Consider the following 13,977-nt stretch of genomic DNA (forward strand, 5'->3'; position numbering starts at 1 on the left):
ACAAACCCTCTGTCCCCCCCCTCCTCTTTCCCTTTCTTATTTGGTGGGGCCAACCCCCCCCGGGGCCCCCCGCCGCCCCCCCCCCCCCCCCCCCCCCCGGGGGGGGGGGGGTGCGCCCCCCCCCCCCAACGCCACATTGGGGCGCTTGGGTCAGGCCGCCGCGGCGAGGGCCGGTTCCACCGTGCTCACGCGCGTCCGGCGGTCGCGCTGCCAGGCGAGCACCCGGCAGACCACGTAGATCAGGAACGAAATCGCCGTCACGAAGGCGCTCACCGGCAGGCCCGGCGCCAGCGACAGCACGATCCCGCCGATCGCCGACACCTCCGCGAACACCACCGACAGCACCGTCGCCTTCCAGGGGGACGCCGTCACGCGGGCCGCCGCGGCGGCCGGGGTCACCATCAGGGCCACCACCAGCAGCGAGCCGACCACCTTCACGCTCAACGCCGTCGAAACACCCACCAGCAGCGCGAACACCACGGTCAGCGTCTTCACCGGGACCCCGCGCGCCACCGCCACGTTCCGGTCCACCGAAGCGAACAGCAACGGCCGGTACACCAGGGCCAGCACCGCCAGCACCACCACCGACGACACCACGAACAACGTCAGGTTCGTCGAATCGATCGTGATGATCTGGCCCGTGAGGATCCCGAACTTGTTCCCGGACCGTCCTTTGTAGAACGACAGGAACAGCACGCCCATCCCGAGCCCGAAGGACAGGATCACGCCGATCACCGAGTCGCGGTCGGCGTCGCGCGCACCCAGGATGCCCAGCAGCAGCGCCGCCACCACCGCGCCGATCAGCGCGCCGTACTCGACGCCGATGCCGAGCAACAGGGCCGCCGCGCCGCCGGTGAAGGCCAGCTCGGACGTGCCGTGCACCGCGAACGACATCCGCCGCATCACGATCAGCGGGCCCAGCACGCCCGCCACCAGGCCGAGGATCGCCGCCGCCAGCAGCGCCGTCTGGACGCCGTCGAGCTCGGTGATCAGCTCCCAGGTCTTGCCGAAGTCGAACAGATCCAAGACTCAGCCCACTTGCTCTTCGACGTCGTGTTCGTGGTGGTGCGGCTCGGCCTCGCACAACGCGCTCTGCGCGCCCGCGATGTGGATCTGGCCGCCGACCTTCAGTACCTCGACGCGGGTGCCGTACAGCTCCGACAACGTCTCCGTCGTCATGACCTCGTCCGGCTTGCCGATCCGGAACTGGCCGTTGACCAGGTACAGCACCCGGTCGACGAACGGCAGCACCGGGTTGATCTCGTGCGTCACGAACAGCACCGCCGTGCCCGCCGTGCGCCGGCGGGCGTCGATCAGCTCGCTGATCGCGCGCTGGTGCGCCAGGTCGAGCGACAGCAGCGGCTCGTCGCAGAGCAGCACTTCGGGGTCGCCGACCAGGGCCTGGGCCACCCGCAGCCGCTGCTGCTCGCCGCCGGACAGCCGGCCGACGGGCTGCTTCGCGTACCGCGTGGCCCCGACGGCGTCGATCGCTTCGGAAACGAGCCGGCGGCGGGCCGCGATGCCCGGGAAGCCGAACCCCCAGCGGTGCCCGTCGAGACCCAGCCCGACCAGGTCGACACCGCGCAGCGTCAGCGACTCGTCGATCGCGCGCTGCTGCGGGATGTAGCCGACCTTGCGGTTCGCGCCGCCCGGGCGGCCGCCCGCGATCTCGACCGTGCCCGCCGACAGGTCCTGCATGCCGAGCAGCGCCTTGAGGAAGCTGCTCTTGCCGGAGCCGTTCGGGCCGAGCACGGCGAGGAACTCGCCCGGCTCGACGACGAGGTCCAGCCCGGACCAGAGGGTGCGCGGGCCGAACGCGAGGCCCGCCCCGCGGACCCGGACCGCGGGGCGTACGTCATCGGAGGCGGGAGACATGCCTACTTCAACGCCCCAGCCAGCTCGTCGACTTCCCCGGTCATCCAGCCAATGTAGTCCGTCACACCCGCGGGGAGCGTTTCGGTCACGCTGACCACGCCGAGCCCGGCCTCCTTCGCCTGCTTGACGACGTCCTGGGTCAGCGGCGTCACCGTCTGCTCGTTGTTGATCAACGCCTTGACCTGCTTGGTCGCGATCAATTGCTGGTACGCACTGACGGCGTCGGCCGGGACGTCGGTGTCGTTCTCCACCGCGTCCGAGAACGCCTTGGGTGTCGCGTCGGCGATCTTCGCGCTCGCCAGCAGGTAGTGCGCGACCGGCTCGGTGACGACGACCTTCGTCCCCGGGTGGCTGGTCCCGAGCTCTTCGAGCCGCTTCTCGAGCGCGTCGACCTTCGCCTTGAACGCCGTCGCGTTGTCGGTGAACTGCTGCTTGGCCGCCGGCTTGAGCTCGCCGAGCTGCGCGGCGAGCTGGTCGGCGACCTTGTCGACGCCCGGCAGGTCGTACCAGACGTGCTCGTTCTCGTCGCCGGTCGCGGCGATGTCGTAGGCGACGAGCTTCTTCGCGCTCCCCGCCTGCTCGGTGAGCTTGCCGAAGAACTCGTCGTAGCCGCCTCCGTTGGACAGCAGCAGCTGCGCGCCCTTCGCGGCGAGGGCGTCGTCCGCCGTCGTCTCGTACGAGTGCGGATCGGCCGACGGGTCGTGGATGATCGACTTGACCTCGACGTTCTCGCCGCCGACGGCGGAGACCACGCTGCCCCAGACGTCGGTCGACGCGACGACCTTGACCTTGCCGTCGCCGCCCGCCTGCGCGCCGCCGCCGTCGGAGGACGTCCCGCCGGAGCACGCGGCCAAGGCGAACACGGACAGAGCCGAAGCGGCGGCGAGCACGCTCCTGGTGCGACGGGAACTCATGCGGGGACTCCTGAAGACGCTAATGGAAACCGTTGTCAGATTCACCTTACCCCATCCGGATGACTTTCTGGCCATCAGATCCCGCTTTGGTGTATGCGTCTCTGCGCATGCGGATCGAGACATCGACCACGCGGGGTGTCTCTTCAGGAAACCGATCTGAACCGTTACGGTTTGCAGATGGGCCGTCCTATTCGCACCCGGAGGCAGGCGACGCTGGCGTCGCTCGCGGCGGAGCTCGGTGTGTCCAGGACCACGGTGTCCAACGCCTACAACCGGCCGGACCAGCTGTCCCCGGAACTGCGCCGCCGCGTCCTCGAGACCGCGCGGCGCCTCGGCTACCCCGGCCCCGACCCGGTCGCCCGCTCCCTGCGCACGCGCAAGGCGGGCGCGGTCGGGCTCCTGCTCACCGAGAACCTCTCCTACGCCTTCCGCGACCCCGCCGCCGTCGGTGTCCTCGAAGGACTGGCGCTGGCCTGCGAAGACGCCGGCGTCGGCCTGCACCTGGTGCCGGCCAGCCCGGGCCGGGAGGACGTCGCCGCGGTGCACCGCGCGGGTGTCGACGGCTTCGTCGTCTACTCCGTGCCGGACGACGACCCGCACCTGGCCGCCGTGCTGGAGCGCCCGGTGCCGACGGTGATCATCGACCAGCCGAGCCTCGAGGGCATCGACCGCGTCGGCCCGGACGACGCCGCGGCCGTCGGCAAGATCGCCGAGCACCTGGTCACGCTGGGCCACCGGCAGGTCGGCGTCATCTGCATGCGCCTGGCCCGCGAGCGCAACGACGACTTCGTCTCCGCGACGCGGCAGAGCGGCGCGCACTTCCACGTCCAGCGCACCCGGCTGGAAGCGCTCGCCGTGGCGTTCTCGGCGGCGGGCGTCGACTGGGCGGGCGTCCCGGTGGTCGAGCGGTTCGACCACACGGTGGACGACGGCGCGTCCGCGGCCCGCCAGCTGCTGGACGCCTACCCGCAGATCACGGCCGTGATCTGCACCTCCGACATCCTCGCGCTCGGCGCGATGGCCGAGGCCGAGCGGCGCGGGCTGCGGGTGCCGCAGGACCTGACGGTGACCGGCTTCGACGGCATCGCCGAAGCCGAGCGGATCGGGCTCACCACGGTCCACCAGCCGGTGCTGGAGAAGGGCAAGACGGCCGGGCGGCTGCTGCTCAGCTCGGGCGAACGCAGCGCGCCGAAGGTGATCACCCTGCCGACCGAGCTGCGCGTCGGGCGGACGTCGGGCCCGCCGCGGACCGTCGACGAGCCGTGGTTCGGCGGCTGACCTCGTGACATTGCTCTTAGCGCATTGCTCATCGGGGTAGTCACCCGGTCAAATGGAGTGGACGACCCGCGCCGCGGGGCCACTGGCCGGAAGGTGACCGATGACCTCGATCGACGTACTGCTCAAGCGCAACCAGGAACTCGGCGAGGTGACGCCCGGCGACCGGTCGTCCCCCAAGCCGTCGCTCCAGGTGGCCATCCTGACCTGCATGGACGCCCGCATCCGGGTGTTCGAGCTGTTCGGCCTCCTGCAGGGCGAGTCGCACGTCCTCCGCAACGCCGGCGGCGTGGTGACCGACGACATGATCCGCTCGCTCGCCCTGTCGCAGCGCAAGCTGGGCACGCGTGAGGTGCTGATCGTGCAGCACACCGAGTGCGGCCTCTCGATGGTGACCGAGGACGACTTCAAGGACGAGCTCGAAACCGACACCGGCCTGCGGCCCACGTGGTCGGTCGAGGCCTTCCGCAGCGTCGAGAACAGCGTGCGGACTTCGGTGGAGCGGGTGCGGCGCAGCGCGTACCTGCCGCACACGGAGAACGTGCGCGGGTTCGTCTACGACGTGAAGACCGGGAAGCTCACCGAGGTCGAGTAGGCCTTGCGAGTCCTGTTCGCCGGGCTGGCCTCGGCCGGCCACACGTACCCGATGGTCCCGCTCGCGGTCGCGGCGCGGGACATCGGGCACGACGTGCACTTCGCCGCCGGCGAGCACGTCCACGAGTCGCTGCGGGGGCTGAACCCGTTCCGGCCGGCGGACTCGTTCTACGAGATCTACGCCGAGGACATCGAGCCCGACCTGCAGCGGCTGCGGCCGGATCTGGTCGTGCACGGGTGGGGCGTCCCGGAAGTGGGTGTCGCGGCGAAGCGCGCCGGGATCCCGTCGCTCTGGCACGGGTTCGGGCGGATGTTCCCGCCCGGCATCGGGTTCGAGCGTCCCACCGGCGGTGTGCACCTCGACGTCTGCCCGCCGTCCCTGCAGGACGCGGACTTCCTCGCGACCGCCGAGCGCGTCCCGGTGCGGCCGGTGCCGTTCGCCGAGCCGGGCGACTTCCGGGGGCCGCTGGTCTACCTCACCCTCGGCACCGCGTTCGGCACCCCGGAGGTGCTCAAGACGGCGATCGAGGGTTTGGCCACGCTCGGCACGCCCGTCGTGGTGGCCACCGGCGGAGTGGCCCTCGGGCCGCTGCCGGCCCACGTGACGGCCCAGGCCTGGGTACCGCAGGCGGCGGCGATCGCGCACGCGGACCTCGTCGTGCACCACGGCGGCAGCGGCACCACCCTCGGTGCGCTCGCCGCGGGCGTCCCGCAGCTCGTCCTGCCGCAGGGCGCCGACCAGTTCGCCAACGCCGACGCGCTCGTCGCCGCGGGGGCCGCGGTGCGCCTGCTGCCTGGCGAGCTGACCGCGGAAGCCGTCGCCGAACAGGCCCGGAAGGCGTCCTCCTGCCGGGAAGCGGCCCGCGCGGTCGCCGAAGAGATCGCCGCCATGCCGTCGCCGGACGAGGTCGCCCGCGAGCTGCCGAAGTACGCGAAGTAGCCTCCCGGCGTGGCTGTGGACGCTGACGTACTGCTCGACTGGTTCTCCGCGCACGGCCGGGATCTGCCGTGGCGCTCGCCGGATTGCACGGCCTGGGGCGTGCTGGTCAGCGAAATCATGCTCCAGCAGACCCCGGTCGTCCGGGTGCAGCCGATCTGGCACGAATGGATGGCGCGCTGGCCGGTCCCCTCGGCGCTGGCCGCGTCTTCGCAGGGCGAGGTCGTGCGGGCCTGGGGCAAGCTCGGCTACCCGCGCCGGGCGCTGCGGCTCCACGAGGCCGCCGGGGTGATCGCGCGCGAGCACGGCGACGTCGTTCCGTCCGATGTGGACACTCTGCTCGCGCTGCCCGGGATCGGCGCCTACACCGCGCGGGCCGTCGCCGCGTTCGCCTACGGGCGGCGGGCGCCGGTCGTCGACACGAACGTGCGGCGGGTCGTCGCGCGGGCGGTGCACGGGGCCGGGGACGCCGGGCCGGCGTCCAACACCCGGGACATGGCCGACGTCGAGGCCCTGTTGCCGGCCGAAGACGCGCCCGCGGCGAAGTTCTCGGCGGCGATCATGGAGCTCGGCGCACTGATCTGCACTGCGCGGGCCCCGAAGTGCGCGGACTGCCCGATCCACGACGAATGCGCGTGGCAGCGCGCCGGGCGGCCGGAGTACACCGGCCCGGCCAAGCCGGTGCAGCGGTACGCGGGCACCGACCGGTACGTCCGCGGGCGGCTGCTCGACGTCCTGCGCGGCAGCGAGGGACCGGTCGAGAAGGCGCGCCTGGACCAGGTGTGGCACGACGGCGGGCAGCGCGACCGCTGCCTGGACTCCCTGCTGGTCGACGGCCTGCTGGAGCAGACCCGCGACGGCCTCTTCGCCCTGCCAGGTGAACACTAACGCGCTACAACCAAAGTTGGTCAATAGTTGTCAATGGCGCGCTGCGGAGTTACCGTTTTCCGCATGGTCACTGTTGACCGCCGGACCCTGCTCAAGGCGGGGGTGACCGCGACCGCGGCCGGCGCACTGGGGATGACGACCACGGGGACGGCCACGGCAGCCGTGCCGGTACCGGCGATCCACCCGACGTCGGACTGGGGCGCCCGGCCCGCCACCGGCACCATCGTGGTGGAGAACCACAAGCCGACGTACATCGTCGTTCACCACGCGGTCGACCCGCCGATGAACGACGACTTCTCGCTGGCGCGTGCGTTCTACGTCTCGCGGTTCATCCAGGACCTGCACATGGACAAGAACGGCTGGATCGACAGCGGCCAGCAGTTCACGAACAGCCGCGGCGGGTACATCACCGAAGGGCGGCACCGCAGCCTGGAGATCCTGCGCGGCGGCACCAAGCACGTCCAGGGCGCGAACGTCGGCAACCACAACAGCGAGGTCATCGGCATCGAGAACGAGGGCCTCTACAGCACGGTGGACGTGCCGCCGGCGCTGTGGAACTCGCTGGTCTCGCTGGTCGCCTACATCGCGAGCCAATACGGCATCGCGCCGGAGTTCATCAAGGGCCACCGCGATTTCAACTCGACCGAGTGCCCCGGCCAGGTGCTCTACAACCGGCTGCCGGAGCTGCGGACCGCCGTCGGCCGCGTCCTCGGCGTGTCGGTGGCGCGGGCCGAAGCGGAGTGGCCGCTGCTCAAGCCGGGCGACACGGGCCGCCAAGTGCAGCTCGCGCAGCAGTTCCTGCGCGCGTCCGGCTTCGGGGTTCCCACCGACGGGGTCTTCGGGAAGTCCACAAAGGACGCGGTGACCGCTTTGTCCGCTCAGGCCGGGTTGGCCCGCGACACGTGCACCGCGGCCAAGGTATCCGACGAGGCGGGCTTCCTCGGCGCGGACGTCTGGCCGCTGATCGTGCCGTCGGACCGCTCGACGGCGGCCTGGCGAGCGGACCTGGCCCGTACGTGACCAGGAGGTCGGTGCGCCGGGCTCAACGACGCGCTCGGTGTGCCGTCCTTCTGCTCACGCGCGGCTTCAGCGGTTCAGGACCTGGCTGAGGAAGGCCTCGACGGCACCCCGGTAGATCTCCGGGGCTTCGTCGTGGGGCAGGTGCGCCGAGCCCGGGACCACCAGGTGTTTCGCGCCGTCGACCCGGTCGGCGACGAGTGCCTGCTGGCCGGGCGGCATGGCCGTGTGCTCGCCCTCGACCAGCAGCAGCGGGCAGCGGATCGCCGTGACGACGTCCCAGTAGTCCCGGCGGCCCCATTCGGCGGCGATCACGTACAGGTCTTCGAGGTCCGCCACCAGGTGGAACCCGTCGGAACGCTCCTCGACGCAGTCCGCGAAGTACCCGCCCGCGTCGCCGAAGAACTCGCGGACGTGCTCCAGGGACTTGAACGGGACCGGCCAGCTCTCGAAGTACCCGCGCCAGGTCTCGACGGTCCGGCCGCGCTGGTCCGGCGCGAAGTCCTCGGAGACGACCGCGCGCACCAGCTCCGGGTACCGCGCGGCGGTCGCCCAGGCGTGCAGGCCGCCCATCGAGTGGCCGATGAGCACCGCCGGGCCCGCGTCGAGCGTCCGCAGCGCTTCGGCGACGTCGTCGGCGAAGCGCTCTGTCGTCCACGGGCCGACGCGCGGCGCGTTGCCGTGGCCGCGCGCGTCGAAGCCGTACACCGCGCCGTAGGGCCGGAGCCACTCCGCGACCCGCCACCACGTCCGCGCGCGGCCCATCAGGCCGTGGAGCAGAACGATCGGCACGCCGCTGCCGCCGAAACAGAGCACGCGGCCACCTAACCACAAAACCGCTGGTGCGGAACGTGACCAACCGATCGCAATCCATCACCTATGGTGGTGGGTGTGCGCCGCCGACTGACCGCCCTGGCCGTCTGCGCCGCGGTGGTCCTCGCCGCGGCGTGCGGTGGCGACGCCGTCACGCTGCCGCCCCCGCCGCCACCGATGCACCCGGTACCGGGCGCGTCCGGCGGCGGCGATCCCTACTACCCGGACGACGGCAACGGCGGGTACGACGCGCTCGGCTACCAGGTCGACGTCAAATACGACCCGCCGAGCGGGCACCTCGACGGCGACACCACAGTGACCGCCAAGGCCACCCAGGACCTCAGCCGGTTCGACCTCGACCTGCGCGGACTGGACGTGCACAGCGTCGAAGTCGACGGCAAACCGGCGACGTTCAGCCGGGAGAAGGCGTTCGAGCTGGTCATCACCCCGCCGGCCCCGATCCGGGCGGGGACGACGTTCCGCACCCGGGTGCGCTACGGCGGCGATCCGGCCAAGACCCCGCACACCGGCGGCAGCGAGAACGGCTGGAAGCATTCGGCCGACGGCGGCGCGTACATGGTCGGCGAGCCGCACTCGGCGGCGTTCTGGTACCCGGCGAACGAAACCCCGCGCGACAAGGCGACTTTCACGCTCACCGCGCACGTCCCGGCGGGCTGGACGGTGCTCTCGAACGGCCGCGAGGGCCCGCCGGGCACCTGGACCGAGCCCAACCCGGTGGCGACCTACCTGACGACGATCGCGATCGGCAAGTTCAGTGTCGACAGGTCGACACTGAAGGACGGCACCCCGGTGGTCTCGGCGTACGCCCCGGGCACCGAAGCCCGCCGCGCGATCGGCGACCGCCTGCCGGAGGTGCTCGGCTTCCTGAGCGGCAAGTTCGGCCCGTACCCGCAATCGGCGGCGGGCGGGATCTTCCTGAACGAGGAGGTCCCGTTCTCACTGGAGACGCAGACCCGGCCGACTTACGCGAAGTGGGCGGACCTGCCGACGCTGGTGCACGAGAACGCCCACCAGTGGTTCGGCGACTCGGTCTCGGTGCGGAACTGGTCCGACATCTGCCTGAACGAGTGCTTCGCGTCGTACTCGCAGTGGCTGTGGGCCGAGCGCGAGGGTCAGAACCTGGACGACCGCTACCGCGCGGCCATCGAGATCACCCGCGGCAGCACGGACTTCTGGGCGCAGAAGCTGGTCGGCATGGGCCAGGGCCACGAGTTCGAGGGCGTCTACAACAAGGGCATCCTGGCCCTGCACGCGTTGCGCCGCGAAATCGGCGACCCGGCCTTCGACCGACTCCTGCACGAGTGGCCGGCCCGCTACCGCCACGGCAACGCAACCTGGGCCGACTTCGAGACGATGGCGGCGCGAATCGGCGGCAAGGACCTGCGGGCGTTCTTCGACACGTGGTTCCGCGGCACGAAGCTCCCGGCGGACGCGGACCTGTTCCCCGGCTCACTGCGCAGCTGAAGCCACCCCGCGGCCAACTAGGGTGGGAGGCATGAGTGTCGTGAAGATCAACGCGATCGAGGTCCCCGAGGGCGCCGGCCCCGAGCTGGAGAAGCGGTTCGCCGCGCGCATGCACTCGGTCGACGAGCAGCCGGGCTTCCTCGGCTTCGAGCTGCTGCGGCCGGTGTCCGGCGAGACGCGCTACTTCGTCTACACGAAGTGGGAAACCGAGGAGCACTACCAGGCGTGGGCGAAGGGCGGCCCGGCCGCGGCGGCGCACTCGGGCGAGCGCGCCAAGCCGGTGTCCACCGGCGCGAACCTCCTGGAGTTCGAGGTCGTTCTCGGTTCCCAGCCGGGTGAATGAGGCGGCAAAGCTCCTGGACGGCGCCGGCGCACTCCTGATCTGCGCCGGCGCCGGCATGGGCGTCGACTCGGGGCTCCCGGACTTCCGCGGCGGCGAAGGGTTCTGGCGCGCGTATCCGCCGTACGCTCGCCTCGGCCTGCAGTTCGAGGAACTGGCCGACCCGCGCCACTTCGCCGAAGATCCCGAGCTGGCCTGGGGCTTCTACGGGCACCGGCTTGCGCTGTACCGCGAGACGGTCCCGCACGAGGGGTTCCGGCTGCTGCTCTCACTGGGTGCGCGTCTACCCGGCGGCGTCCGCGTGTTCACGTCCAATGTGGACGGCCAGTTCCAAAAGGCGGGCTTCGAGTCCGTGGCGGAGGCGCACGGCTCGATCCACCACCTGCAGTGCCTCGCCGGGTGCACGTCCGAGATCTGGCCGGCGGACCTGGACGTGACGGTCGACGAGGAGACCATGCGGGCGGTGCCCCCACTGCCGTCGTGCCCCCGCTGCGGCGGGTTGGCGCGTCCCAACATCCTGATGTTCGGCGACTTTTCCTGGGTCCCGGACCGCAGCCAGGCCCAGCTGGACGAGCTCACGGCGTGGCGCCGGACGGCTCGTGACCTCGTGGTGGTGGAGCTGGGAGCGGGCCAGGCGGTCCCGACGGTCCGCCGCTACGCCGAACTGGCGAGCGCGGCAACGGGCGCGTTGATCCGGATCAACCCCCGAGAACCAGAGATCCGCCACGGCCGCGGCGTGTCCATCGCGGCGGGGGCCCTGGAAACGCTCAAGCAGCTCCTGCCCCGCTGATCACGGCAGCCGGACCTCGGCGAACACCGCCCGGTGGTCACTGCCCGCCACATCGAACACCCGGTAGTCCAGCACCGCCGCGCGGTTGTCGACCGCCACGTGGTCGATCGTCACCACCGGCATGGACGACGGCCACGTCGGGGCCAAGCCTTCGCCGCGCTCCTCGGCGGCGTCGTGGTAGCCGCGGGACAGGACCGTCCGGTAGGCCGCGTGGTCCAGCGTGGCGTTGAAGTCGCCCGCCAGGATGCGCAGCCCGTGCTCGCCCGCCGGCTGGGACAGGTCCTTGATTTCGCGCTCCCACAGCGGGGTGTCCACGTCCGGGGAGATCGGGTGGACCGCGACGATCTCGACCACCACGCCCTCGCCGAGGTCGGCCTCCGCGCCCGGCTGCTTGGCCGCCGAATCGCCGGTCAGGTTGACCTCCTTCAGCGGGAAGCGGGACGCGATCCCCGAGCCGAACGCGCCGGGCGCCGGGTGCAGCACGCGGTGCGGCAGCAGGTCGAACAGCCCCGCCGCGGTCAGCCGGTCGACCGCCGACGGGGTCATCTCGACCAGGTTCAGCACGTCGATCCGCTGCTCGCGCACCAGGTCGACGACGGCTTTCGCGTCGGCCTGGCCGTAGAGCAGGTTCGAGGCGAGGACGCGCAGTGTCTTGCCCTGCACGGTGCGTTGCTCGCTCGCCGACACCCGCGGGATGACGAGGACGGCCAACGCGAGCGCCAGCACCAGCGCGACCCCGCCGAGCCACCACCGCCGCAACGCCAGGGTGACGCCGCCGAGCAGCACCCCGGCGGCCGCCGCGAACGGCGTCAACGACAGCGCGACCAGCGTGTACCAGCCGCCGTCGTAGCCGAGCAGGCGTAGCGCCGCCAGCAGCGCCAGCGGCACCAGCGGGACCACCAGCAGGCCCGTGACCAGCGGGTTCTTCCGCCGCGACCGCGTCTCTTCCGCAACCACCATGCTGCCGAGTATGCCGAGACCGGCGCCGCTCGGCTGCTGCCCCGACAACTCCTCCACAAGATCTCCACCAGCGCCTGCCAGCCGCTGACAGCGCGCTGTGCGCGGCTTACCAGCGCCGCCGTCCAAAGTGACCCTCAGAAGCGGCAGTAGAGGAGGACGCCCATGTCGCACGCAATCCAGGCCGAGGGCCTGGTCAAGCACTTCGGGGACACCAAGGCGCTCGACGGGGTCGACCTCGAGGTCCCGTTCGGGCAGGTCGTGGGGGTGCTCGGGCCGAACGGCGCCGGCAAGACGACCGCCGTCCGGATCCTGGCGACCCTGATGAAACCCGACGCCGGCAGAGCCACCGTCGGCGGCTACGACGTGGTCGCCGACCCGGTCCGGGTCCGCAGCCTGATCGGGCTGACCGGGCAGTACGCGTCGGTCGACGAGGACCTCAACGGCATCGAGAACCTCGTCCTGATCGGACGGTTGTACGGCTACCCGCGCAGCCACGCCAAGGCCCGCGCCACCGAGCTGATCGAGCGGTTCGAGCTGACCAAGGCGGCCAAGCGGCCGATCCGGACGTACTCGGGCGGCATGCGGCGGCGGCTCGACCTCGCCGCCAGCCTCGTCGGCCGGCCCGAGGTGCTCTACCTCGACGAACCGACCACCGGGCTGGACCCGCACGCCCGCAACGAGGTCTGGGACGTCGTCCGCGGCCTCGTCGCCGAGGGCGCGACGGTGCTGCTGACCACGCAGTACCTGGAGGAAGCCGACCAGCTGGCCGACAAGATCACCGTCTTCGACCACGGCCGGGTCGTCGCCGACGGCCGCGCCGACGAGCTCAAGCGCCGCGTCGGCGGGCAGACGCTGCAGGTGCGGCCGACCCGGCCGGCCGACATGGACGCCGTCAACCGCATCCTCGGCGACCTGTCCGGCGTCCGGCCGACCCGCGACGACGCGACCGGCCTGCTCACCGCGCCGGTCAACGACCCCGTCCTGCTGTCCACCCTGGTCCGCAAGCTCGACGAAGCCGGGATCACCGCGGACGAGCTGGCGCTGCGGCTGCCCAGCCTCGACGAGGTGTTCCTCGCCCTCACCGGGCACACCGCCGAACCGTCCACCGAGGACAAGACCCTCGAAGGGAGCCTGGCATGACGACGCTGGCCCTCGACCGCCCGGCCCCGCCCCGCCACATCAGCCCCGGCAAGGGGTTCCAGCACGCGCTTTCGCTGGCCTGGCGCGGCATCCTGAAGATCCGCAAGAACCCCGAACAGCTCGCCGACGTCACCCTGATGCCGATCATCTTCCTGGTGATCTTCGTCTACCTGTTCGGCGGCGCGCTGTCCGGCTCGATCGACGCCTACCTGCAGCTGGTCGTGCCCGGCGTCATCGTGATGAACATCCTGCAGGCGTGCCTGACCGTCGGCGTGCAGCTCAACACCGACGTCACCAAGGGCGTGTTCGACCGGTTCCGCAGCATGCCGATCGCCCGCTCGGCGCCGCTGATCGGCGCGGTGCTCGCCGACGTCGTGCGGTACGTCGTCTGCCTGACCGTGCTGATGGTCGTGGCCACGATCATGGGCTACCGGATCGCGACCAGCCCCGGCGAGTTCGCGGTGGCGATCCTGCTCGCGCTGGCGTTCGGGCTGAGCTTCTGCTGGGGCTCGGTGTTCGTCGGCATGCTGATGAAGACGCCGGGCTCGGCGCAGGCGCTGATGTTCGTCTTCATCATGCCGCTGACGTTCGGCAGCAATGTGTTCGTGCAGACGAACACCATGCCGGGCTGGCTGCGGGCCTGGGCGGACATCAGCCCGGTCAGCCTGATGGCGAACGCGCTGCGCGGCCTGATGAACGGCGGAGCCGTCGCCGGCCCGCTGGCCGGGGCGCTGGCCTGGATGGCCGGTGCGGTGCTCGTGTTCTTCCCGCTGGCCACCTGGGCCTACCGCCGGCGGGTCTGAAAGGCGCACACACGGGGGTGAGTAGCGCCAGAGGTCGTGAGTGGTAAGGCGGGTTAGAACCCGCCTTACCACTCACGACCGCCTCAGACCGTGTCGGGCCCGATCCCGGCCACCGAGTGCGTTTTGGGAAGGAGGCGACCCGCATA

At 71.3% G+C, this 13,977-nt stretch carries 15 protein-coding genes; 10 read left to right on the plus strand and 5 right to left on the minus strand.

Annotation, left to right across the window (positions count from 1 at the left end):
- Positions 1-150: 150 nt before the first annotated feature.
- The 3 genes from ACWEF6_RS41340 to ACWEF6_RS41350 are packed head-to-tail and all read right to left on the minus strand — an operon-like array spanning position 151 to position 2,789.
- Positions 151-1,026, minus strand: coding sequence for a metal ABC transporter permease (locus ACWEF6_RS41340; protein WP_449687944.1), 876 nt, complete (start codon positions 1,024-1,026; stop codon positions 151-153).
- 3 nt (positions 1,027-1,029) lie between these two features.
- Positions 1,030-1,875, minus strand: coding sequence for a metal ABC transporter ATP-binding protein (locus ACWEF6_RS41345; RefSeq protein WP_310969005.1), 846 nt, complete (start codon positions 1,873-1,875; stop codon positions 1,030-1,032).
- A gap of 2 nt (positions 1,876-1,877) precedes the next feature.
- Positions 1,878-2,789 (minus strand): metal ABC transporter solute-binding protein, Zn/Mn family, encoded by a 912-nt coding sequence (locus ACWEF6_RS41350; RefSeq protein WP_449687945.1) that lies wholly within the window; start codon positions 2,787-2,789, stop codon positions 1,878-1,880.
- Positions 2,790-2,966: 177 nt separating this feature from the next.
- Here ACWEF6_RS41350 and ACWEF6_RS41355 point away from each other — a divergent pair, with 177 nt between their 5' ends.
- From ACWEF6_RS41355 to ACWEF6_RS41375, 5 genes are all read left to right on the plus strand, one after another.
- Positions 2,967-4,067, plus strand: a complete 1,101-nt coding sequence (locus tag ACWEF6_RS41355; protein ID WP_310969008.1) for a LacI family DNA-binding transcriptional regulator — start codon at positions 2,967-2,969, stop codon at positions 4,065-4,067.
- Positions 4,068-4,167: 100 nt separating this feature from the next.
- The gene (locus ACWEF6_RS41360; RefSeq protein WP_449687946.1) at positions 4,168-4,659 is read left to right on the plus strand and encodes a beta-class carbonic anhydrase; all 492 of its coding nucleotides are present in this window, start codon (positions 4,168-4,170) and stop codon (positions 4,657-4,659) included.
- A 3-nt stretch (positions 4,660-4,662) separates the two neighbouring features.
- On the plus strand, positions 4,663-5,598 hold the full coding sequence (locus tag ACWEF6_RS41365; protein WP_449687947.1) for a glycosyltransferase: 936 nt from the start codon (positions 4,663-4,665) through the stop codon (positions 5,596-5,598).
- Between the two features lie 9 nt (positions 5,599-5,607).
- Complete coding sequence (locus tag ACWEF6_RS41370) at positions 5,608-6,483, plus strand: A/G-specific adenine glycosylase (protein WP_449687948.1); 876 nt, start codon at positions 5,608-5,610, stop codon at positions 6,481-6,483.
- Between the two features lie 63 nt (positions 6,484-6,546).
- Positions 6,547-7,503: a peptidoglycan recognition protein family protein gene (locus tag ACWEF6_RS41375; RefSeq protein ID WP_449687949.1), complete on the plus strand. Its 957-nt coding sequence runs from the start codon at positions 6,547-6,549 to the stop codon at positions 7,501-7,503.
- 66 nt (positions 7,504-7,569) lie between these two features.
- Here the strand turns inward: ACWEF6_RS41375 and ACWEF6_RS41380 are convergent, their stop codons facing one another.
- Positions 7,570-8,316 (minus strand): alpha/beta fold hydrolase, encoded by a 747-nt coding sequence (locus tag ACWEF6_RS41380; protein ID WP_449687950.1) that lies wholly within the window; start codon positions 8,314-8,316, stop codon positions 7,570-7,572.
- A gap of 75 nt (positions 8,317-8,391) precedes the next feature.
- On the opposite strand from ACWEF6_RS41380, the gene ACWEF6_RS41385 reads away from it, so the two are divergent.
- Genes ACWEF6_RS41385 through ACWEF6_RS41395 form a run of 3 tightly spaced genes read left to right on the plus strand, consistent with a single transcriptional unit; the run spans position 8,392 to position 10,928 of the window.
- A complete protein-coding gene (locus ACWEF6_RS41385) occupies positions 8,392-9,798 on the plus strand; it encodes a M1 family metallopeptidase (protein ID WP_449687951.1) in 1,407 nt (468 codons plus the stop codon).
- Between the two features lie 31 nt (positions 9,799-9,829).
- Positions 9,830-10,141, plus strand: coding sequence for an antibiotic biosynthesis monooxygenase family protein (locus tag ACWEF6_RS41390; protein ID WP_310969019.1), 312 nt, complete (start codon positions 9,830-9,832; stop codon positions 10,139-10,141).
- On the plus strand, positions 10,134-10,928 hold the full coding sequence (locus ACWEF6_RS41395) for an SIR2 family NAD-dependent protein deacylase (RefSeq protein WP_449687952.1): 795 nt from the start codon (positions 10,134-10,136) through the stop codon (positions 10,926-10,928). The genes ACWEF6_RS41390 and ACWEF6_RS41395 overlap by 8 nt, the downstream gene beginning before the upstream one ends.
- On the opposite strand, the gene ACWEF6_RS41400 is transcribed toward ACWEF6_RS41395, so the two are convergent.
- A complete protein-coding gene (locus tag ACWEF6_RS41400; protein ID WP_449687953.1) occupies positions 10,929-11,945 on the minus strand; it encodes an endonuclease/exonuclease/phosphatase family protein in 1,017 nt (338 codons plus the stop codon).
- A gap of 105 nt (positions 11,946-12,050) precedes the next feature.
- On the opposite strand from ACWEF6_RS41400, the gene ACWEF6_RS41405 reads away from it, so the two are divergent.
- Together ACWEF6_RS41405 and ACWEF6_RS41410 are read left to right on the plus strand one after the other, a co-directional pair.
- Positions 12,051-13,028, plus strand: a complete 978-nt coding sequence (locus ACWEF6_RS41405; protein ID WP_449687954.1) for an ATP-binding cassette domain-containing protein — start codon at positions 12,051-12,053, stop codon at positions 13,026-13,028.
- The gene (locus tag ACWEF6_RS41410) at positions 13,025-13,831 is read left to right on the plus strand and encodes an ABC transporter permease (protein ID WP_449687955.1); all 807 of its coding nucleotides are present in this window, start codon (positions 13,025-13,027) and stop codon (positions 13,829-13,831) included. Before ACWEF6_RS41405 ends, ACWEF6_RS41410 begins: the two co-directional genes overlap by 4 nt.
- Positions 13,832-13,977 lie beyond the last annotated feature (146 nt).

Source organism: Amycolatopsis sp. NPDC004772, from assembly GCF_053601215.1.